Raw genomic sequence first — 20,013 nt, 5'->3', positions numbered from 1 at the left:
GGTTGCCGGGAGTATAGCCGACCGCGGTCTGCCGGGTGCGCAGGATTCACGCACACGTCATCGCATCGTCGTGGCCCCGTCACCAAGGATGCGCATGGTGGGCGGCAGTCCTGGTCGGGAGAACCGCCGATGCATCGCCGCACCCTGCTTGTCGCGCCCAGCCTCCGCGTCGGGGCGTGAAGGCGATGTTCGCATTGTTCGGCGAGGCACTCTTCTTTCCGCACCGGAAGCGTCGGCGGATCCTCGATGCGCTCTGGCGGTTCCGCCGCACCGGGCGGTGAGGCGGGCCGACCGGGCCGCGCGCGCGGCCCTGCTCCCCCGCCGGCCCGGCCTGGCTGGGAGGTACTTCTCGGGGCTTGAGGCGCTTCCCTCTTTTCTATCCGGTCGGATTCGACCATGGTGGCCTGGAGAAGGCGGTTCGGGTAACCGCCCGGATGGAAACGCTCGTGAAGGGGAGGTCACACGCATGATCAAGCGACGCACACTCATGGCCGCGACCGGCGCCGCCGGCCTCGGGGTTCCGACCCTGGCCTGGGCGCAGCCGCGCAACTCTGCCTGGCCGCGCGCCCTCAACATGGGAACGGCGGCTCCCGGCGGCACCTACGCGATCTACGGGCCTGCCTGGGGCCAGATCGTGCAGGAAGCCACGGGCGTGAACATCAGCTACCGCACCACCCAGGGCCCGAACCAGAACATCATCCTGACGAACCGCAAGGAAGTCGAACTCGGGATGGTGACGATGGGCGTGGCGCTCCAGGCCTGGAACGGCCAGGGCGAGTGGACGCAGGGGAACCGTTTCCGCGACATCCGCGCGCTGTTCCCGATGTACGACACGCCGTTCCATGGCGTGGCCCTCGTGCGCTCGGGCATCACCGACCACAGCCAGCTCAACGGCAAGTCGGTCGGCGTCGGCCCGCGCGGCGGCACGCCGGGCACCTACTATCCGCTGATCCTGCGGTCCCTCGGCGTCACCCCGTCAGCGATCCGCTACGGCAGCGCGTCCGACCTCATCGGCCAGGTGGCCGACGGGCTGCTGGACGCGTTCCTGTTCGCCTCGGGGGTGCCGATCCCGGCGTTCTCCGAGCTCGAGACCACCAACCAGGTGAACATCTTCGGCTTCACGACGGCGCAGATGGACACGATCGTCGCCGCGATTCCGGAGCTCTCGAAGGGCACGGTGCCGCGCGGCACATACCGGACGCCGACGGCCGACCTCAACATCCTCGGCGTCTACAACTTCGCCATCGGGCACAAGTCGCTCCCCGACGATCTCGCCTTCGAGATCACCAAGGCGGTGATGACGCAGAACGCGCGCATGGTGCAGGCGACGGCGGCGTCGAAGGAGACGCTGGCGGCGAACTGGAACAAGAACACCTTCCTGCCGTTCCACCCCGGTGCCGCGAAGTGGTTCCGCGAGAATGGCCATGCCATTCCCGACAATCTCGTCATGGCCTGAGCCTTGATCGGCTGACGCAGACGGCCGGCCCCGGTGACGGGGCCGGCCGTTTTCGTTTGTGGAGCCGCCTCAGGCGGCCTGGCGCATGGGCTGTCCGCCAAGGGCGCGCGCGAGGGCCGCCTGGTCGGCCTCGCTGGCATGCACGAAGGCGAAGCCCGCGTCGCGTCCGTCGCGGCGGGCGGCGGTCGCGCGCAGCTGCGGCAGGCCGGCGGCGGTGATCGTCACCTCGCCCGTGGTCGGTGGCGCATCGGCAGGAAGGCGCAGGGCGCAGCCGCGCGCCGAGATGTCGATCAACTCCGCCGTCATCGTGGCGCCATTCGCCAGGCGCAGGGTGGCAGGCCCGGAACGCTGCACGCGCTCGGCCACGCGGCGGTCGGCGTCGTCGGTCGCGGTGCGGACGACACGGGTGAGAAGCCCCTTCAGCCCGCCCACCTCGTCGGCTACCGCGCCGACCACGCCGCGCACCTCGGCCGCGATCGTGCCGTTGCGGGCCGCCTCCTCCGACACCCCGCGCATCTGCTGCGCGACCGACCGTGCGCTGCCGGCACTTTCGTTCACCGCCGCGGCGATCTGGCGCACCGCCTCGGTCTGGCTGTCCATCGCGGCGGCGACCTCGCTTGCGATCGCATCGACCTCGCCGATCGCGCTGGTGATGCCCGACACCTCGGCGAGGGCATCGCGCGTCGCCTGCTCGATCGCGCCGATGCGATTGCCGATCTCCTCCGTCGCCTTGGCGGTCTGCGTCGCCAGGTTCTTCACCTCGGAGGCGACGACGGCGAAGCCCTTGCCCGCCTCTCCGGCCCGCGCCGCCTCGATCGTGGCGTTGAGCGCGAGCAGGTTGGTCTGCCCGGCAATCGTGCCGATCAGGCGGCTTACCTCGGCGATCTCGCGCACCGCGCCGGCCAGCTCGTCGAAGCTGCGGCGGGCGGTGTCGGCGCGCGCCGTGGCGCCCCGCGTCGCTGTCGCCGAGCGGCTGATCTGGCCGGCGACCTCGCCGATGCTGGCCGACAATTCTTCCGCCGCCGCGGCGGCGGAGGTGACGGTGCCGACGGATGTCTCGGCGGTGGCCGACACATCGCCCGCGATTCGCCCGACGGTGGCGGCGATGGCGTTCAGGTCACCCACCAGCGCGATCACCGTCTCGTTACGCTGCGAGACCTTGGAGACGGCACCAGCCGCCTCGTTCTCGATCCTGTCGGCCATCGCCCGGATGGCCTGCACGCGCGCCGCGTCGGCCTCGGTGCGCAGGCGCTCCTGGTCGGCCAGCAGCGTTGCGTTCTCGCGTGCCTGGACCTGGAACTGGGCGGTGGCTTCCAGCAGGGCGCCGATCTCGTCGCGGCTCCTCGCCGGCGGCACGGCGACGGCGGTATCCCCGGCGGCCAGGCGACGGATGACCGCGACGGCAGCCATCAGCGGCCGGATCACCTGCGCCCGCAGCATCAGCCAGAGGGCGAGGGCGCCGAACAGGGCCAGGAGGACGAGACCGCCATTGATCACCAGCGTGCCGCGCCCTTCATCACGCGATGCCGTAAGCGAGGCGTCGAGTGCGGTGTTGGCCGCGCCGATGGCCGCCTCGACATGGGCCATCATGCCGGTGACCTCGCGGAACCAGACATCGGCGGTCAGCGGATAGGCCTCGCCCTTGGCGGAGGCGTCGACCAGGCGATCGACCAACGTGTCGATCGGCACGTAGTACCCCGTCTCCACACGGGCGAGGGCCTCGCGCAGGGGCTGCGGCATCGTCTCGGTGCGCAGCGCGATCCAGCGGCCGCGGCTCGAACGGATGTGGCCGCGGAAATAGCCGATCTGGCGGAGCTGCGCCTCGGTCAGCGGCCTGTTCCCGGCAATGGTGCCGGCGATCATGCCGCGCTGCCGCCCGGCGTATTCCAGCGTCTCCCACAGTGCGTCGCGGATGCCGGCCAGCGCCGGGGTGAGGTCGGCCGCCGAGGTGATGGATGTGCCTTCGATGGCGCGGCGGAGAGAGGCCGAAGCGTCGATCACCGTGGTGATGCCGGCAAACCACGCTGCCTGGCTGGGCGCCGACGCCGCTGGCCCGTCAACGGCTGCGCGGAGCGCGGACAGGCGCTGGCGTGCCTCGGCGAGTGCCTGATGCTCGGGCATTCTCGCCCCGGACGTTCCGGCGAGGCGGCCGAGAGCTGCCTCGAGCGCCGCCTCGGCCTTGGTGCGGGCAGCGAGGATCGGGGCGCGCGCGGCATCGCGCCGCTCGGGCGGCTGGCCGAGCATGGCGTTGGTGCCGCCGCGCTCGACGGCGAGCGCCGTCGTCGCCTCGATGAGCCCCTCGGCCACCGTGTTCGCCGCGAACGCCCTGTCGGTACGCCCCACCTCCGTGATGGCGACCCTCACCTCCTGCGACAGCGCCATCATCAGAACGGCGACGAGGGCCAGGAACGGGCCGATGATCTTCCAGCGCAAGGACACGGGAGCCCCCAGAGGTCAGTGGTGCGTCGACACGACACAATCGCGCCGAAAAGATGAAGGCTGTCCGAACGACCACATGCGCTGGCGCGCGGCCGGGTTGCGCGTATGCTCTGTCTGGCATGCACGGACCCTCGACGGCGCGGCCGGGGCTATCGCGGCGCGAAGCCCTTGGCTGGGCAGCGGCGAGCAGCGCGGTGATGATCTGGGCCGGCTGGGCCGTCGCCACCCGCTACCTCCTCGGCACCTCTCGGCTGGGCGCGACCGACATGGTGGCGATCCGCTTCCTCACCTCCGCGTTGCTGCTGAGCCCGCACGTGGCCCGCCGCGGCCTGCCGGTGCGGCGGCTGAAGCCGCTGTCGCTTGCCGCCATCGTCGGCGGAGGGGGTTTCGCGTTCAGCCTCTGCAACACCGGCGGCCTCGTGTTCGCGCCGGCCGGGCACAGCGGGGCAATGACCGCACCGCTCTCTGCCGTGTTCACCGGCATCCTCGCGCACTTCGTGCTGGGCGAGGGGCTGTCACGGCGCAGCATCGTGGGGCTCGGCTTCATCGTGTCTGGCGTGGCGGCCCTGGTCGGGGCGACGATGGCGGGATATCCGCCGACGGTGTTCATCGGCCACGCGCTGTTCGCCTGCGCGGGGCTCCTGTTCGCGCTCTACACCGTCGCGATCCGCCGCGCGCGGCTTGCCTCGCTCGATGCGGTGGCGATCAGCGCGATCGGGTCGGTGATCGTGTACCTGCCGCCCTACCTGCTGCTGTTCGGGCCGCGGTTCCTCACGATCCCGATAGGGGAGCTCGCGCTGCAGGCGCTGCTGCATGGCGGGCTGGCGGCGACGCTGTCGGTGATCCTGTTCAACATCGGGGTTTCGCGGCTCGGCGCGGCGCGTGCGGCGATCCCGGCTGCGCTGAACCCGGCGATGACGGCGCTGCTGGCCGTTCCCGCGCTGGGGGAGGTGCCGTCCTGGCCCGAGATCGGGGGGTTTGCCGCGCTGACGGCCGGGGTGTGGCTTGCCTCCGGTGCGCGGCTGGTGGCGAAGCCACCGCTTGAACCGGGCGGTCGGGCGGCGTAACTCCCGTATCCGCCACGATGGCGGAAGGGAGCATGTGTCATGGGCTACAGGGTTGCAGTCGTCGGCGCCACCGGAGCGGTCGGGCGTGAGCTGCTGAAAACGCTGGCCCAGCGCGACTTTCCGGCGACGGAGGTGATCGCGCTCGCCTCAGGCCGTTCGACGGGCTCGCAGATCAGCTATGGCGATGATCGCGTGCTGACGGTGCGAAACCTCGAGACGTTCGACTTCGCCGGCACCGATATCGGGCTGTTCAGCCCCGGTGCGTCGGTCTCTGCCATCCATGCGCCGCGGGCGGCGGCGGCGGGCTGCGTGGTGATCGACAACACCAGCCAGTTCCGGATGGACCCCGACATCCCCCTCGTGGTGCCGGAGGTGAACCCCCAGGCGCTGAAGGGGTTCGCCAAGCGGCGGATCATCGCCAACCCCAACTGCTCCACGATCCAGATGGTGGTGGCGCTGAAGCCGCTGCATGCCATTGCGAAGATCAAGCGGGTGGTGGTGTCGACCTACCAGTCGGTGTCCGGCGCGGGGAAGGAGGGGATGGACGAGTTGTTCACCCAGTCGAAGGGCAGCTTCGTGAACGACCTTCCGGTGCCCGAGCAATTCACCAAGCCGATCGCCTTCAACTGCATTCCCCACATCGACAAGTTCATGGATGACGGGTCGACCAAGGAAGAGTGGAAGATGGTGGCCGAGACCAAGAAGATCCTCGACCCCGACATCGCCGTGATGGCGACGTGCGTGCGCGTGCCCGTGTTCGTGGGCCATGCCGAGGCGGTGCATGTGGAGTTCGAGAGCCCGATCAGCGTGGCCGAAGCCATGGCTGCGTTGCGGAAGGCACCTGGCGTGGCGGTTGTCGATCGGCGCGAGGATGGCGGCTACATTACGCAGATCGAGGCGGCGGGTGAGGACGATGTGTTCGTCAGCCGCATGCGGAAGGATTTGACGGTTCCCAACGGGTTGGCCTTCTGGTGCGTGAGCGACAACCTCCGCAAGGGTGCTGCGCTCAACGCGGTGCAGATCGCCGAAACGTTGATCGCCCAAGGCCACCTGTCGAAGGTCGCGGCCTAGGTTCTGCCGGGTCCAGGGGGGCGCTGCCCCCCTGGCGGGGGCTCAGGGGGCGGAGCCCCCTGTCTTCTTCGGTGTGATGACGAGTGAGGTCACGGCGAGCAGCCCGCACGCTGCCATCGCCGCTGGCATGCCGATCACGCCTGCGAGCCCCGCTGCCACGGCGCCGCCTGCGATCTGGATCGCCCCTGCCAGGCTCGCGGCTGTCCCCGCGTTGCCCTTGAACTCGGCGAGTGCGAGGGCGAAGGCGGCGGGCAGGGCGAGGCCCAGCCCCAGAACGAACAGGCTCATCGTCACGTTCACGCCGTGCTTGTCGAACAGCCCGAGGGGTTCGAGCGCCACCATGCCGAGGCCGCCGGCGAGCATCAGCAGCGTGCCGGTGAGCAGGCCCGCGCTGCTCTGCCCGCGCTTCATCAGCCGCCGCGCGATGCCGCCGCCGATGACGACGCCGACGACCGCGATCAGCGGGTAGAGGGCGTAGGCGGTCGGCGTCAGGCCAAACTCGTTGATGTAGAGGTTCGGGCTGCCGGCGCCGAAGGCAAACAGCCCGCCCATGGCACCGGCCGCGACCAGCACGTTGGCGCGGAAGCGGGCCGATGCCCAGACGCCGCGATAGCCGCGCGCGATGGCGGCGGCATCGAGAACCGCAAGCCGTGTGGTGTTGCTCTCGCCGAGCGCGCGTGCAGCCCACGCCAGCACGAGGAGCGCGGCGGCGGCAGAGGCGAGGAAGCCCGCCCTCCAGCCTGCCAGCAGGTCGAGCCCGGCGCCGGCGAGTGGCGAGAAGGCCGGCACGGCGGCAATCGCCATCGAGAGCGAGGCCATGCCGCGGCCGACGCCCGCGCCTTCGTTGGCGTCACGGATCATCGCGCGCGCGATCACGAGGCCGGCCGCTCCGCCGGCAGCCTGGATAACGCGGCCTGCGAGCAGGACCGCGAAGTTGGGCGCCGCGGCGCAGACGAGGCTTCCGGCCGCGAAGAGTGCCAGCGTGCCGAGCACGACCGGCCGCCGCCCGTGCCTGTCCGACAGCGGGCCCCAGACCAGCTGGAACGGCGCGAAGGCGGCGAGGAACACCGCGAGCACGAGTTCTCCCCCGCCATTGCCGACGCCAAAGGCATCGGCGATGGCCGGCAGGCTGGGCAGCGGCAGGTTGGCCGCGACCTGGCCGATGCCGGCGACGGCCGCGAGCAGCAGGAACGGCGTTGCCGCCGGCGCTGTCGATGCTGTCGGAAACGACGCGGCGTGTTCGGCGCGCGCGGACTGGGTTCCATCCATACGGTGCACCATGTGCGGCGCCCGGGAGCATCGTCAACGCCCCCCGGAACCCCCCGCGGAACATCCCCCGGGCGATCTGGGGGATGGTCCCGCCGCTGCCAGCGCGGTACCGGCGAGGATCAGCGCGATGCCGATTGCGGCGAGTGGGTCGGGAAACAAGCCGAACAGCAGCACGTCGAATCCCAGCGCCCAGACGAGCTTGGTGTATTGCCAAGGTTGCAGTCCTGCCATCTCGGCCCGCTGCACGGCCATGGCGAGCGTCACCTGCCCCGCTGCCGTGATGGCGGCGAAGGCGATCACCATCAGCCATTCGATGGCGGTTGGCGTGACCCACAGGAAGGGCATGGCGGGCAGCGTGATGGCGGTGCCGACAATCGCCGATTGCAGCGTCAGGTCGGTTGCGTCCGCCTCGCCGCGAAGCCTGCGCGCGACGATCTGGTAGCCCGCATAGGCGCACTGGCCGGCCAGCGCGAGGAGGGCGGCTGGCTGGAACCCCGCCATGCCGGGGCGGAGCACGACGAGCATGCCGCCGAAGCCGAGCCCAACCGCGACCCAGCGGAACGTGCCGACGCGTTCGCCGAGCAGGGGGCCGGCCAACGCGGTGAGGATGATCGGCCCCATGAACGCGACCGCGGAGACCTCGACGACCGGCATCCGCGCATAGGCGAGGATCACCAGGATGGAGGAGCCGATCACGCCCAGGCCCGCAAGCCGCATGTCGCGCGCGCGCGGCGGGAACAGCAGCCGCCGCCAAGCCGCGCCCGGATTCGCCGCGAAGGGTGTGCTGAGCGCGAAGGCGGCGAGCAGCAGCGCACAGCGGAGGAAGGTGAGCTGCAGGGCATCGATCCTGCCGGCGAGCAGCTTCGCCGTGACGTAGGCGACGGTGTAGAGAAGCCCCGAGAGAACGATCAGCGCGGGCGCCATTGCCCCGTCCCACCGCGCCGCATGTGCACCCGCCATGGCCGTGAGCTTACGCCGGCGCGTGCCGGGCGAAAGGGCTTATGCGGGGGTGGTCAGCAGCGAGACGTGGGCGGCGACGATGCGCCAGCCGCCGAAGGCCGCGCCGACCTCGGCCGGGGGGAACTTCACCCAGGTCTGGCTCTGCCGGCCGGTGCGGGTCGAGCCTTCGCGCGTGAACTCGGTGTTGGCGGTGGCCATGCCGGCGCCGAAGGTGGTGATGACGGTGTTGGAGATGCTGCGCGCAAGCCCCGCGGCAGGGCGGCCGGCGCGGAAGGCGGCGATGGCCTCGTAGCCGTAGAGGTTCTCCGTCACGCCGTAGCGGAGCGTGTGCGGGTTGTTCCAGAACAGCAGGTCGAGCATCGCGACGTCATTACCGGTGAGTGCCTTTTCGTAGGCGGCGAAGGCCTCCTGCATCTCGGCCAGCGGCGCGGGGAGGTTGATCGCGATCGTCATGCCGGCAGCCCCGGGCAGTGTGCGAGTCCGGAACGTTCCAGGACGGCAGCGACCATGAGCGCCTTCTCCTCGGCCCAGGGTGCGGCGATGACCTGGACGCCGAGCGGCAGCCCATCCGGCCCGCGCGCACCTGGAACGCACACGACAGGAAGCCCGATGAACGACAGCGGCTGCGTGTAGAGGCCGATGTTCGGTCGCAGCGGCACGGTGGCACCGCCCAACGTCATGGTCTGCCCGCCGATCGGCGGGGCGGGCAGTGGCGTCGCCGGGGCGAGGATGACATCGACCGTCTCGAACAGCGCCAGCACCTGCGTGCGGTACCAGGCGCGGAAGCGTTGCGCGGCGAGATACCAGCCGGCGGGCAGCATCGCGCCGGCGAGGAACCGGTCGCGCGTTGCCGGGTCGAAATCCATCGCGCGGGCACGCAGGCGTGGCAGGTGAAGCTGCGCGCCCTCGATCGTGGTGATGACGAAGGCAGCCGCCCGCGCACGCGCGGCCTCGGGGATCGCGACCTCGCGCGTGACGCCGAGTGCGGCCGCGGCGCCATCGGCGGCCTCGAGAACCCCAGGGGCCGCATTCTCGCGGAAATGGCCCGCGGCAACGGCGATGCGAAGCCCCGAGACATCGCCGCCAAGACGATGCGAGAGCGGATCGACAACCGAGGCCGCGCAGACCGGATCGGCGGCATCCGGCCCCTGCATCGCGTCATACACGGCGGCAAGGTCGGCCACGCTGCGCGCGAGCGGCCCGACATGGTCGAAGCTGCCGGCGAACAGCATCGCACCGGCCCGCGAAAGCCGCCCGTAGGTGGGCTTAAGGCCGAAGGTGCCGCAGAAGGCAGCCGGCACGCGGATCGAGCCGTTGGTGTCGGAGCCGAGCGCGAACGGCACCAGGCGCCCACCCACCGCACTGCCCGAACCGCCAGAGGAGCCGCCCGCCATCCGCGAGACGTCGTGCGGGTTGCGCGAGGGCCCGTCATGCGCGTTCTCGCCGGTGAAGTCGTAGGCGTACTCGCCCATGTTCAGCGCGCCGACGAGCACCGCGCCTGCCGCGTCGAGGCGCGTGATGGCGGTGGCATCCTCCGTGGCGGGTGGGTTGTCGCGGCCGATGCGCGAGCCCGCGCGCGTCGGCAGCCCGGTAACGTCGAACAGGTTCTTCACCGCATAGGGGACGCCGGCCAGCGGGCCGGGATCGCCGCCCACGGCGATCGTCGCATCCACGCCGCGCGCGGCGGCCAGCGCGCGATCGGCCGTCACATCGGTGAAGGCGTTCAGCGCGGGGTTCCGCGCGGCGATGCGCGCGAGTGTTGCTTCCGCAACCGCCGTGGCCGTGACGGTGCGGGAGCGGATGGCGGCGGCGATGACAGCCCCATCACCATCGAGCAGCGCCTCGATGCTCATGCGCGGAACACCGGTGCTGGCTCATCCGTGTCGCCGAGCGGGAAGCCCATGACGAAGGCCGCGGCGGTGGAGGCAGCGACGATGTTCGTGACCGTTCCGGCCCGACATTTCTCGGGCACCGGCAGGGCGAGCGCGCGCGAGGCCGCATCGAGCAGCGCCTCGGCTTCCTTCTCCGTCAGCGGTTTCGGCGTCGTCTCGGTCATGCATGCTCCATGAGCGGCAGGTGGCAGAAGGCGCGGCGCCCGGTACCGGGGGTGACCTCCGGTGGGGCGACGCTGCCGCACACATCCTGCCCACGCGGGCAGCGGCCGTGGAAGCGGCAGGCGTTCTGGTCAGGGTCGATCGGGCTCTTCGGGTCGCCGGAGAGGCGGAGCCGTGGCCCCTCGCGGATCTGTCCCGGCACCGCGACGCTATCGACCAGCGCGCGGGTGTAGGGATGGGCCGGCGCGCGGAACACCGCCTCCGCCGGTCCTTCCTCGACGATGCGGCCAAGATACATCACGAGCACGCGGTCACAGATGAGCCGCACGACGTTGAGATCATGGCTGACGAAGAGATAGGACATGCCGAGGCGCGATTTCAGCTCCGCCAGCAATTCGAGGATCACGACCTGCACCGAGACGTCGAGCGCCGAGGTCGGCTCATCGAGGATCAGCAGCTTCGGTTCGGTCGCAACGGCACGCGCGATGCCGACGCGCGCCTTCTGCCCGCCCGAGAGCTGGTGCGGATAGCGGCCGAGCAGCGTGAGGGGCAGGCCACATTGTTCCGCCGCCCGTTCGACCCGCGCGCGCAACGGAGCACCAGAGAGGCCATTGAGTCGGCGCAGCGGGGCGGCGATGGCATCGAAGGCGGTGAAGCGCGGGTTGATCGAGCCTTCGGCATCCTGGAACACCATCTGGATCGCGGCGCGCGCGGGGTGACCGGCGAAGCGCGCGGCAGGGACGGTGGCGAGATCATCACCGCCGAACAGGATCGACCCCTCGGTCGTATCGATCAGGCGTGCGAGCATGCGTGTGAGGGTAGTCTTGCCGCAGCCGCTCTCGCCGACGAGGCCCACCGTCTCGCCGGCGCCGACCGTGAGCGAGATGCGATCGACCGCATGCAGCAGCGGCACCGGCCCGCGCGCGAAGAGCCCACCGCCACCGACGGGGTAGCGCTTGCAGACATCCCGCGCGTCGAGGACGGGCGCGCTCACAGCGGGTTGTGGCATGCGACGAGCCGCCCCTGGTGAGTCACGCGCGGCAGCGGCGGCGCATCGCACGCATCGCGCCGCCGGTCGCAGCGCGTCGAGAAGCGGCAGGGCGGAAGATCGTCACGCCGCAGGTCAGGCAGCCCACCCGGGATCGTGCTGATCTCCGACAGCGCGAGGCCTGGCCGCGGCGTGGCGGCGAAGAGCCGCGCGGTGTAGGGGTGGCGCGGGGCGGCGAAGAGGGCGGCTGTCGGCGCATCCTCCACCACGTGGCCCGCGTGCATCACCACCACGCGATCGCATCGTTCCGTTGCCAGACCGAGATCGTGGGTGATCAGCATCGTCGCCATTCCCCGCGCGCGGCCGAGCTCCGACACGAGGTCCATGATCGTTGCCTGCGTCGTCACGTCGAGGCCCGTCGTCGGTTCGTCGGCGATAAGCAGCGCGGGGCGGCAGGCAAGGGCGATGGCGATGCCGATGCGCTGGCACATGCCGCCCGAGAGCTCGAACGGATAGGCCTTCGCGCGGCGCGACGGCTCGGGGATGCCCACCTCGGCGAGCAGCGCGACGGCCCGCTCGCCCGCCTCCTTCGCCCCGACATTGGCGTGGCGCAACAGAACATCCGCGATCTGCTGGCCAACGCGGCGGATCGGGTTCAGGCTCGCGCGCGGGTTCTGGAAGATCATCGAGAGCTCTCGCCCGCGCAGTTCGGCGAGCGTTCCCGCATCGGCGCCAAGCATGTCGAGCCCGCCGAACATGATCCGGCCGGAGGTGATGCGCGCGGCATCGTCGAGCAGCCGCATCACGGTATACGCCGTGACCGACTTGCCGGACCCGCTCTCGCCCACCACGCCCACTGTCTCGCCCCGCGCGATGGCGAAGCTGATCGCCTCGAGTGCGCGCACTGTGCCAGAGCGTGTGCGGAACTCGACCGAGAGATCCTCGACCGAGAGGAGCGGCGGCTGGCTCATGTCCGACGCCCCATCATGTCCTTCTGCGGGGATCGACGATGTCGCGCAACCCGTCACCCATCAGGTTGAAGGTGAACACCGCGAGCATGAGTGCCAGGCCCGGGAACAGCGCGATCCACCACTCGCCCGAAACGATATAGCCCGCCCCTTCCGCGACCATGATCCCCCACTCGGCGGTGGGCGGGCGGATGCCGAGGCCGATGAACGACAACCCCGCGGTGTTGAGGATCGCGTAGCCCATCGTCAGGCTCACCTGCACCATCATGATCGGCAGCACGTTCGGCAGCACCTCGAACAGCATCACCGCGAGGGTGGACGCGCCGGCGAGTCTCGCGGCCTCGATGTATCCAGCCTCGCGGCGGATGTTGGCTTCCGTGCGGGCGACGCGCGCGTAGATCGGGAAGTTGATGATGGCGGTGGCGTAGATCACGTTGGCGATCGTGTTGCCCAGGGCAGCGACCAGCCCCATCGCGAGAACGAACAGCGGAAAGGCCATGATCGTGTCGGTCACGCGGCCGACGATGCGGTCGGTCCACCCGCCGAGGAAGCCGGCGGCAACACCCGCGAGCGTGCCGGTGACGAAGACGAGGGCCACGGCCGCGAACGCCATGCCGAGGTCGAGCCGCGTTGCGACCACGACGCGAGCGAACACGTCACGCCCCAGGTTGTCGGTGCCGAACCAGTGCTTCGCCGAGGGGGCCGCGAGTGCGGCGTCGGACGAGGCCAGCGGATCGTATGGCACGAGCGAGGGGCCGAGGATGGCGGTCAGCACCAGCAGGCCGAACAGGCCGAAGGAGAGGCCCGTGACGGGGTTCTCCGACAGCACGTGCCGGATGTGGCCGACCGTTCCACCTGCGGCGGCGCTGGCACTCACGCCTCGATCCTCACGCGCGGGTCGATCGCCTGGTAGGCGAGATCAATCACGAGGTTCAGTGCGACGTAAAGGATCGCCATCGCCATCACGAAGCCCTGCACGGGCGCATAGTCGGACGCGATCAGCGCCTCGATTGCGTAGGAGCCGATGCCGGGCCAGGCGAACACCTTCTCGACCAGCACGTTCGCGCCGAGCAAGAACGACAGCACCATGCCGAGGGTGGTGACGACGGGCAGCAGCGCGTTGCGCAGCGCGTAGCGGATGACGATGGTGTTGCCGCTGAGCCCCGCGGCGCGCGCCGCCCGGATGAAGTCCGACGACAGCACCGACAGCATCGACCCGCGCGTCATCCGCGCGATCGGCGCCAACGCGAAGATGCCGAGCGTGAGCGCAGGCAGCGCAAGCTGCGCGGCCGCACCCGTGAACGTCTCGATGTCGCCCGCGAGCAGGCTGTCGATCAGGTAGAACCCCGTCACTTGCGGTGGCGGCGAGGAGAACGCATCGAGCCGCCCGAGCGGCGCTGGCGCCCAGCCGAGCTGGTAGTAGAACACGTAGACGAGCAGCAGCCCGGTGAAGAACGTCGGCAGCGACACGCCGGCGGTGGCGATGACGCGGCAGAGGTGATCGACCCACGAGTTGGGCCTGAGGGCCGCGGCCACGCCCATCGGCACGCCGAAGCCCGCGGCGATCAGCAGCCCGATCAGCGTGAGTTCGGCCGAGGCCGGCAGCCGCTGCGCGATGTCAGCCAGCACCGGCTGCCCCGTGGTGATGGACAGGCCAAGGTCGCCGCGCGCGAGATCGGCCAGGTAGTCGCCGAACTGCACCCAGAGTGGCTGGTCGAGGCCGAGCTGGCGGCGGATCTCCTCCACCGCCTCGCGCGTCGCCGCGGGCCCCGCGAAATACGCCGCAGGGTCGCCGGGCAGCGCGCGCGTCATCAGGAAGGTGACGACGATGACGCCCGCCAGTGTCGGCAGCGCGGCAGCAAGCCGCCGCGCCAGGAGCCCGAACATCCGCCTCAGCCCTTCGTGAGCACGCGATAGTCGAGCTGGCGGTGGAACCAGTAGCGGTAGCCATCGATGTTGTCGCGCATCGCCACCATCAGCTTCGGCTGGAACAGCGGGATGCGGGGAACGTCGGTGAACGCCTTCGCAACGAAACCCTTGATCGCGTCGGTGTACTCGGCCTCGTTCTGCGTGAAGCGCGACTTCTCGATCAGCGCGTCCATCTCGGCGTTCTGGTAGCCCATCGTGTTGAACACGGCGTTCTGGCCGTGATAGGCCCAGAAGAAGAAATAGTCGGGGAAGTTCAGCCAGCCGCCGAAGGTGTTGGTGATCAGCGGCATCTCCTTCTTCAGCAGCTCGTTGCGCCAGTTCGCCCCCGGGATCTTGTTGATCGTCGTGCGGATGCCGAGGCGCGCCAGGCTCTCCGACACCAGCACCGAGATCGGCTCGTTCATCGAGGCGAGGCCGAGGTCGAAGCTGAAGGTCGTTTCGAAGCCGTTCGCGTAGCCAGCCTCGACGAGCAGCGCCTTGGCGCGGTCAAGGTCGGTGACGTAGGGATGCGCCTGCGGCCACGTCGCATCCGCCGGCTGTGCGGGGCCGCCGAACAGCGGCACGGCGGTGCCGTAGGCCACCTGGTCCATGATGCGCTGGTAGGGGATGGCGAAGGCGATGGCCTGGCGCACGCGCACGTCGTTGAACGGCGGGCGGTTCACGTTCATGCCGATATACTGCATCGCGTTCTCGACCGGCGTGCCGACGATCTTGAGCCGCCGCGCCGCGGCAAGCTCCTGGAAGTCCTTCGCCGGCAGGTCGAACGAGATGTCGGCGTCGCCACGCTCGAGCAGCGCGCGGCGGTTGCCCGCCTGCGGCACGATGCGCCAGATCACGCGCGCAAGGTCAGGCCGCTTGCCGCTCCTCCAGCCATCGAAGCGGGCGAACACCATCTCCTGCCCCGGCACCCAGCGCTCGAGCCGGTAGGCGCCACCGGCGGCGGGGTTGGCGCGCAGCCACTCCATCGCCCAGGGATCAGCAGCCGTGGAGTTCCTCTTCGCGAGGCCGGAGTTGTAGATCGCTGGCACCGGCACCGCGAGGTCGGGCATCGTCAGCTTGTCGGTGCGGATGAAGTCGATGCGGATGGTGTTGCGATCGACCACCACGAACTGCTCTGGCTTCTCGAGGGAGCCCGCGCGCATCTGGAAGGTGGGGAAGCCGCCCACCGCGAGGGCGCGGTCGAAGCTCCACTTCACGTCCTCGGCGGTGACGGGGCTGCCGTCATGGAAGGTCGCGTCGCGGCGCAGCTTGAACGTCACCGAGGTCGGCGTCTGGTTCCAGCTTTCGGCGAGTTCGGGCTCGAGCTTGGTGTAGTCGTAATGATCGACGCCGTTGGCATCCTTCTTCACGCCGAAGGTCATCAGCCTGTCGTAGAGGTTCCACGACGCCTCGTAGGCCGGCCGGTTGGTGCCGACGCCATGGATGTCGGTGCTGTTCGGTGGGTTCTCGCTGATCAGCAGCAGCGTCTCGCGGCGCGACTGCGCGGCGGCGCCATGGATGGCCGGCGCCGAGGCGACGGTGCCGAGGGCGGCTGCGGTACCTGCCTTCAGGATATGACGACGTGAAATCATTGTGCCTCTCCTCGGTCTGCCGGATTGGGGGGGCGCAGCAACCGGCATGCCACGTGCACACCGGCGCAGAAGAGGCGGAAAAAGACGGCATTCACGGCAGGCAGGCGACAGGAGTTGGTCATGAGTTGGGCGATCTGCACGCGAAGCGACCCGATATGCGCATATTGCATGCAATCCAACGGGGCCGGGCCATGAGCCACGGGGGCGATCTCTCCATCCCGGCCCTCGCCGCGGCGTATCGCGCCGGAGAGCGGCCGTCCCGCGTCGCGGAGGCGGTGCTCGCCGCCGCGGCCGCGCATGGCGACGGCGCGATCTGGATCGGCGGCCCCTGCGCCGACCGCCTCCGCGCACAGGCGGCCGCCCTCGATGCACGCGACCCCGCCTCGCTGCCGCTCTACGGCATTCCCTTCGCGGTGAAGGACAATATCGACGCGGCCGGGCTTCCCACCACGGCTGGCTGCCCTGCCTTCGCCTACCAGCCCGCCGCCTCGGCCACCGTCGTCGCGGCGCTCGAGGCTGCCGGTGCGATGCTCGTCGGCAAGACCAATCTCGACCAGTTCGCCACGGGCCTCGTCGGCGTTCGCTCACCCTACGGCGTGCCACGGAACGTTCTGGCGGCGGATCGCGTGCCGGGCGGGTCCTCATCGGGCTCCGCCGTCGCGGTCGCGGCAGGCCTCGTGTCGTTCGCGCTCGGCACCGACACGGCTGGGTCGGGCCGCGTGCCGGCGATGTTCAACGGCATCGTCGGGCTGAAGCCGACCAAGGGACTCGTCTCGACGTGGGGTGTCGTTCCCGCCTGCCGGTCGCTTGACTGCGTGTCGGTGTTCGCGACATCGGTTGCCGATGCGATGGCGGTTCTCGCCGTCGCCGCCGCGTTCGATGCGGAGGACCCATTCGCGCGCGCCGCACCGCCAGGCTGGGTGGCGCGCGGCGCCGCTGGCCATCGGCCGCGCCTCGGCGTTCCCGCGCCCGCGCAACGCGCCTTCTTCGGCCGCGCCGCTCCGGAGGCGGCCTATGCCGACGCCCTCGCACGCTGGGCGGAATTCGCCGACATCGTCACGATCGATTTCGGCCCCTTCGCCGAGGCCGCGCGGCTGCTCTACGAAGGCCCGTGGGTGGCGGAGCGCACGGCGGTGGTCGAGCGCCTGCTGGCGGAGCGGCCCGAGGCGATCCACCCAGTGGTGCGCGGCATCGTCGTCAAGGGAACTGGCCTTTCCGCCATCGAGACGTTCCGGGCGCAGTACAGCCTCGCCACCTTGAGGCGGGCGGCCGATGCGGTGATGGCGGGCATCGATGCTCTGCTGCTGCCGACCGCCCCCTTCGTGCCGACGCTCGCCGCGCTCGCGGCGGAGCCCGTGCTGGTGAACAGCCAACTCGGCACCTACACGAACTTCGTGAACCTGCTCGACCTCTCGGCCCTTGCCATTCCGGCGGGGACGGATGGCGAGGGGCTTCCCTTCGGTGTCACCCTTGTCGGGCCGGCTTTCGCCGAGGGTGACCTCGCTGGGATCGCGGCGATGTTCTCGGGCGAAGCGGCATCACCTGCTGAAGCGCCATTCCCGTTCCTCGATGTCGCGGTGTTCGGCGCGCACATGCGGGGGCTTCCGCTGAACAAGGACCTGGTCGCCCTCGGCGCGCGCTTCGCCCGCGAGATCGCCACCGCGTCCTGCTATCGCCTGCTGGCGTTGCCCGGGCAGCCGGCGCGGCCTGGCGTCGTGCCTGATGCGGCCGGTGCTGCGCTGGCCGGCGAGCTCTGGCGCATTCCGGCCGGTGCCGTTGCCGCCCTGCTTGCCTCCATCCCGGCACCGCTCTCGCTCGGCCGCGTGCGGCTTGATGACGGAACAGAAACGGTCGGCTTCCTCTGCACCGAAGCGGCGCCAGCGGGGGCGGAGGATGTGACGCGCTTCGGCGGCTGGAGGGCCTACCGCGCCTCCATCGCTGGCGTCGCGGCGAGGTAGCCCGCGGCGGCCTCGGCGATGCGCCCGACATGGGTGCGCATGGCGGCTTCCGCGCTTGCGGCGTCTCCTTGCGCGATGGCGGTGACGATCTCGCCATGCTCGACGTGGCTCAGCATCAGCCTTCCCTCGAGGTTGAACTGCCCGCGGCTGAAGGGGCGGATGCGCACGCGCATCGCCTGCGTGGTTTCCTCGAGGAAGGGATTGTGGCTGCCCGAGAAGATCGCGTGGTGGAAGCGGAGGTTCACGGCCTCATACGCTGCCGCATCGCCGCCGCGCATGATCGCCGCTGCCTCCTCATGCAGTGCTGCAAGTGCGCGGCGTTCGTGCGGGTCCATCCGCAGCGCGGCGAATCGTGCGGCGGTCGCCTCGAGCTCGGTCATCAGTTCGAACATGCCGCGCAGCCGTGGTGGGTCGGGCAGTGCAACGACAGCGCCCCGATGCGGCCGATGCTCGACAAGGCCCGAGGCGGCGAGGTTACGCAGCGCCTCGCGCACGGGGGTACGCGACACGCCGTAGCGCGCGGCAAGCCCTGCCTCGTCAAGCCGCTCGCCAGGTGCGAGCCTGCCATCGACGATCGCCTCGGCGATCGACCGTGCCAGCCGCGCGAGCTGCGTCTCCTCGCGCCGCGGCGCATTCGCCGCGATGCTCGCCCCAGGCGTTTCCATGCGCCTGATCATGGTCGCTCGCCCCAACACGGGCCAGGGCTAACCGATGCGCGCATAGGGCAGGCCACGCGCGAGCCAGCAGCCGACGGTGATGCCCGTGATGCGCCCGCCTTCACGCTGAATCGCGAGCGTCCAGTCCCCCGGCGGTGTGTGGTCGAGCGCGCGGGGGCAGGGCAGCGTCCAGAGGTCAGGGCCGATGGGTTCGAGCAGTTCCATCCGCCCAGCACCGAGGAAGCCCTGGAACGCGCCGTAGAGGGCGCCGCCCGCATCGGCGATCATGAGCTCGGCGGCGAGCTCCGCGCAGCGATAGCGGCCGGCGATGTCGGGTGTCGCCTCGCCAATGCAGCGGGCGAGATGCGTCACCTGGTTGTCGGCCGCACGCTCCATCAGGAGCGTTCCGTTGCCGGGACGAAGCCGCGTGCCGCCGCCTGCCGCGGAGCCATCGGCCGCGAGGTCCAGCCGCTCCGCCGCCTGGCCGTAGCGGAGGCGCAGCTGACCCGGCCACGGCGCATCGATGCGCGCGGAAAGCCCCGTTTCGGGTTCGACATAGGTGCCGAGCCAGGGGGGAGGTGCGAGCGTCGTATCGGGCTTCGGCTTCGCGATGCCGAGCACGGCGGCGAAGGCATCGGTCGCCGCAGCGGTGGCATCCGACAGGTGGTTCAGCATCGCAACGACGGAGATGCGCTCAGTGGGAGCGTAGAAGCGGTGGCTTCGCCAGCCGCGCAGCGCGCCGCCATGGCCGATCACCGCATGGCCGAGTTCGTTGCGGCGTGCGAGTCCGAAGCCGTAGCGCGCCGGCGTGCCGCAGGCGAAGGTGACGGGGGCGGCGAGCCGCGCATGCAGCGATGCGGCATCATCGCGTGTCGCGTCGATGTGCTTCTCCCACGCGATCATGTCATCGAGCGAGGCGCCGATCCCGGCATCGCCGGTCCAGACGATGCGGTTCTCGGCCGCGCGGAAGCCCGATGCCACGGTGCCTTCGTAGCCCTCCGTGCCATCGGGCATCGCGCGCGTGTCGGCGGCGAGGAAGGCGGTGTCCATGCCCACGCGATCGAAGATCAGCGTGCGCAGCAATTCGGCGAAGCTGCGGCCGGAGACCTCCTCCGCCGCATCCGACAGCAGGCGGAAATTCTGGTTCACGTAGGAGGCGCGCGTGCCAGGTGCGAAATGCAGCGTGTGCGTGCCGGCGATCACCCGCGCGCTCTCATGGTCGCCGAACGGCGCCTCGACGGGAGAGCCATGCAGCATCGCCACCGCCCAGTAGTCACGCAGGCCCGACTGGTTGTGGCAGAGCAGCCGTGCGGGCGGTGCGGCATCGCCCAGCAGGGGAAGCCGCGCACGCACGGCGGCATCGAGCGCCTCCGGTTCGCCGAACGCTTCGAGCACCACGCCGCACGTGAACTGCTTGGTGATCGAGCACATGCGGAACAGCGTGCGCGGCGTGAAGGGGATGCGCTGCTCCGCGTTCGCATAACCCCAGGCGTGGCAGGCGAGCACCTCGCCCTCGCGCAGGATGGCGATGGCCCCGCCAGGCCCCGGATAGGCGCGCGGCAGGTCGGCGAGGAGCGAATCGAGTCGCTGGGTGAGGCCCTGTATCATGCGCCCAGTGTTGCCCGAT

General features: G+C 70.4%; 17 protein-coding genes. 4 read left to right on the top strand and 13 right to left on the bottom strand.

Features of this window, described 5'->3' with window-relative positions:
- Positions 1-466 precede the first annotated feature (466 nt).
- Positions 467-1,456 carry a TAXI family TRAP transporter solute-binding subunit gene (locus Q0C38_RS08855; RefSeq protein ID WP_291296714.1) on the top strand — a complete coding sequence of 330 codons (990 nt, stop codon included), beginning with the start codon at positions 467-469 and terminating at the stop codon, positions 1,454-1,456.
- Positions 1,457-1,525: 69 nt separating this feature from the next.
- Here the strand turns inward: Q0C38_RS08855 and Q0C38_RS08850 are convergent, their stop codons facing one another.
- Entirely contained in the window at positions 1,526-3,889 is a 2,364-nt protein-coding gene (locus tag Q0C38_RS08850) for a methyl-accepting chemotaxis protein (RefSeq protein WP_291296713.1), read from the bottom strand.
- Positions 3,890-4,014: 125 nt separating this feature from the next.
- On the opposite strand from Q0C38_RS08850, the gene Q0C38_RS08845 reads away from it, so the two are divergent.
- Together Q0C38_RS08845 and Q0C38_RS08840 are read left to right on the top strand one after the other, a co-directional pair.
- Positions 4,015-4,962, top strand: a complete 948-nt coding sequence (locus Q0C38_RS08845; RefSeq protein ID WP_291296712.1) for a DMT family transporter — start codon at positions 4,015-4,017, stop codon at positions 4,960-4,962.
- 39 nt (positions 4,963-5,001) lie between these two features.
- Positions 5,002-6,033 carry an aspartate-semialdehyde dehydrogenase gene (locus tag Q0C38_RS08840; RefSeq protein WP_291296711.1) on the top strand — a complete coding sequence of 344 codons (1,032 nt, stop codon included), beginning with the start codon at positions 5,002-5,004 and terminating at the stop codon, positions 6,031-6,033.
- Between the two features lie 42 nt (positions 6,034-6,075).
- On the opposite strand, the gene Q0C38_RS08835 is transcribed toward Q0C38_RS08840, so the two are convergent.
- The 10 genes from Q0C38_RS08835 to Q0C38_RS08790 are packed head-to-tail and all read right to left on the bottom strand — an operon-like array spanning position 6,076 to position 15,772.
- Positions 6,076-7,314 (bottom strand): MFS transporter, encoded by a 1,239-nt coding sequence (locus tag Q0C38_RS08835; RefSeq protein ID WP_291296710.1) that lies wholly within the window; start codon positions 7,312-7,314, stop codon positions 6,076-6,078.
- Positions 7,315-7,335: 21 nt separating this feature from the next.
- The gene (locus Q0C38_RS08830; RefSeq protein ID WP_291296709.1) at positions 7,336-8,262 is read right to left on the bottom strand and encodes a DMT family transporter; all 927 of its coding nucleotides are present in this window, start codon (positions 8,260-8,262) and stop codon (positions 7,336-7,338) included.
- Between the two features lie 39 nt (positions 8,263-8,301).
- Positions 8,302-8,715, bottom strand: a complete 414-nt coding sequence (gene hpxZ, locus Q0C38_RS08825) for an oxalurate catabolism protein HpxZ (RefSeq protein WP_291296708.1) — start codon at positions 8,713-8,715, stop codon at positions 8,302-8,304.
- Positions 8,712-10,115, bottom strand: a complete 1,404-nt coding sequence (locus Q0C38_RS08820; RefSeq protein ID WP_291296707.1) for an AtzE family amidohydrolase — start codon at positions 10,113-10,115, stop codon at positions 8,712-8,714. The genes hpxZ and Q0C38_RS08820 overlap by 4 nt, the downstream gene beginning before the upstream one ends.
- Positions 10,112-10,318, bottom strand: a complete 207-nt coding sequence (locus Q0C38_RS08815) for a DUF4089 domain-containing protein (protein WP_291296706.1) — start codon at positions 10,316-10,318, stop codon at positions 10,112-10,114. The genes Q0C38_RS08820 and Q0C38_RS08815 overlap by 4 nt, the downstream gene beginning before the upstream one ends.
- Positions 10,315-11,325 (bottom strand): ABC transporter ATP-binding protein, encoded by a 1,011-nt coding sequence (locus tag Q0C38_RS08810; protein ID WP_291296705.1) that lies wholly within the window; start codon positions 11,323-11,325, stop codon positions 10,315-10,317. Before Q0C38_RS08810 ends, Q0C38_RS08815 begins: the two co-directional genes overlap by 4 nt.
- Entirely contained in the window at positions 11,307-12,275 is a 969-nt protein-coding gene (locus Q0C38_RS08805) for an ABC transporter ATP-binding protein (protein ID WP_291296704.1), read from the bottom strand. Before Q0C38_RS08805 ends, Q0C38_RS08810 begins: the two co-directional genes overlap by 19 nt.
- 13 nt (positions 12,276-12,288) lie before the next feature.
- Positions 12,289-13,149, bottom strand: a complete 861-nt coding sequence (locus Q0C38_RS08800; protein WP_291296703.1) for an ABC transporter permease — start codon at positions 13,147-13,149, stop codon at positions 12,289-12,291.
- The gene (locus tag Q0C38_RS08795) at positions 13,146-14,159 is read right to left on the bottom strand and encodes an ABC transporter permease (protein ID WP_291296702.1); all 1,014 of its coding nucleotides are present in this window, start codon (positions 14,157-14,159) and stop codon (positions 13,146-13,148) included. The genes Q0C38_RS08800 and Q0C38_RS08795 overlap by 4 nt, the downstream gene beginning before the upstream one ends.
- 5 nt (positions 14,160-14,164) lie before the next feature.
- Positions 14,165-15,772 (bottom strand): ABC transporter substrate-binding protein, encoded by a 1,608-nt coding sequence (locus Q0C38_RS08790; protein ID WP_291296701.1) that lies wholly within the window; start codon positions 15,770-15,772, stop codon positions 14,165-14,167.
- Positions 15,773-15,963: 191 nt separating this feature from the next.
- Between Q0C38_RS08790 and atzF the strand changes: the two genes are divergently transcribed.
- Positions 15,964-17,730 (top strand): allophanate hydrolase, encoded by a 1,767-nt coding sequence (atzF, locus tag Q0C38_RS08785; protein ID WP_291296700.1) that lies wholly within the window; start codon positions 15,964-15,966, stop codon positions 17,728-17,730.
- On the opposite strand, the gene Q0C38_RS08780 is transcribed toward atzF, so the two are convergent.
- Positions 17,694-18,395, bottom strand: coding sequence for a GntR family transcriptional regulator (locus Q0C38_RS08780; RefSeq protein ID WP_291296699.1), 702 nt, complete (start codon positions 18,393-18,395; stop codon positions 17,694-17,696). The two genes, atzF and Q0C38_RS08780, sit on opposite strands and share 37 nt — an antisense overlap.
- A gap of 39 nt (positions 18,396-18,434) precedes the next feature.
- The gene (locus tag Q0C38_RS08775) at positions 18,435-19,994 is read right to left on the bottom strand and encodes a D-aminopeptidase (protein ID WP_291296698.1); all 1,560 of its coding nucleotides are present in this window, start codon (positions 19,992-19,994) and stop codon (positions 18,435-18,437) included.
- Between the last annotated feature and the right edge of the window lie 19 nt (positions 19,995-20,013).

Source organism: Elioraea sp. (assembly GCF_022842375.1).
Taxonomy (GTDB): domain Bacteria; phylum Pseudomonadota; class Alphaproteobacteria; order Acetobacterales; family Acetobacteraceae; genus Elioraea_A.
The sequence above is the reverse complement of the archived record's forward strand: the minus strand, read 5'-3'. Positions and strand labels throughout refer to the sequence as shown.

Excerpts from the sequence above, each read along its gene's own strand:
- Q0C38_RS08855 (WP_291296714.1), top strand. The coding sequence starts at position 467 with ATGATCAAGCGACGCACACTCATGGCCGCGACCGGCGCCGCCGGCCTC.
- Q0C38_RS08845 (WP_291296712.1), top strand. The coding sequence starts at position 4,015 with ATGCACGGACCCTCGACGGCGCGGCCGGGGCTATCGCGGCGCGAAGCC.
- Q0C38_RS08840 (WP_291296711.1), top strand. The coding sequence starts at position 5,002 with ATGGGCTACAGGGTTGCAGTCGTCGGCGCCACCGGAGCGGTCGGGCGT.
- Q0C38_RS08835 (WP_291296710.1), bottom strand. The coding sequence starts at position 7,314 with ATGGTGCACCGTATGGATGGAACCCAGTCCGCGCGCGCCGAACACGCC.
- Q0C38_RS08830 (WP_291296709.1), bottom strand. The coding sequence starts at position 8,262 with ATGGCGGGTGCACATGCGGCGCGGTGGGACGGGGCAATGGCGCCCGCG.
- hpxZ (WP_291296708.1), bottom strand. The coding sequence starts at position 8,715 with ATGACGATCGCGATCAACCTCCCCGCGCCGCTGGCCGAGATGCAGGAG.
- Q0C38_RS08820 (WP_291296707.1), bottom strand. The coding sequence starts at position 10,115 with ATGAGCATCGAGGCGCTGCTCGATGGTGATGGGGCTGTCATCGCCGCC.
- Q0C38_RS08815 (WP_291296706.1), bottom strand. The coding sequence starts at position 10,318 with ATGACCGAGACGACGCCGAAACCGCTGACGGAGAAGGAAGCCGAGGCG.
- Q0C38_RS08810 (WP_291296705.1), bottom strand. The coding sequence starts at position 11,325 with ATGCCACAACCCGCTGTGAGCGCGCCCGTCCTCGACGCGCGGGATGTC.
- Q0C38_RS08805 (WP_291296704.1), bottom strand. The coding sequence starts at position 12,275 with ATGAGCCAGCCGCCGCTCCTCTCGGTCGAGGATCTCTCGGTCGAGTTC.
- Q0C38_RS08795 (WP_291296702.1), bottom strand. The coding sequence starts at position 14,159 with ATGTTCGGGCTCCTGGCGCGGCGGCTTGCTGCCGCGCTGCCGACACTG.
- Q0C38_RS08790 (WP_291296701.1), bottom strand. The coding sequence starts at position 15,772 with ATGATTTCACGTCGTCATATCCTGAAGGCAGGTACCGCAGCCGCCCTC.
- atzF (WP_291296700.1), top strand. The coding sequence starts at position 15,964 with ATGAGCCACGGGGGCGATCTCTCCATCCCGGCCCTCGCCGCGGCGTAT.
- Q0C38_RS08780 (WP_291296699.1), bottom strand. The coding sequence starts at position 18,395 with ATGGAAACGCCTGGGGCGAGCATCGCGGCGAATGCGCCGCGGCGCGAG.
- Q0C38_RS08775 (WP_291296698.1), bottom strand. The coding sequence starts at position 19,994 with ATGATACAGGGCCTCACCCAGCGACTCGATTCGCTCCTCGCCGACCTG.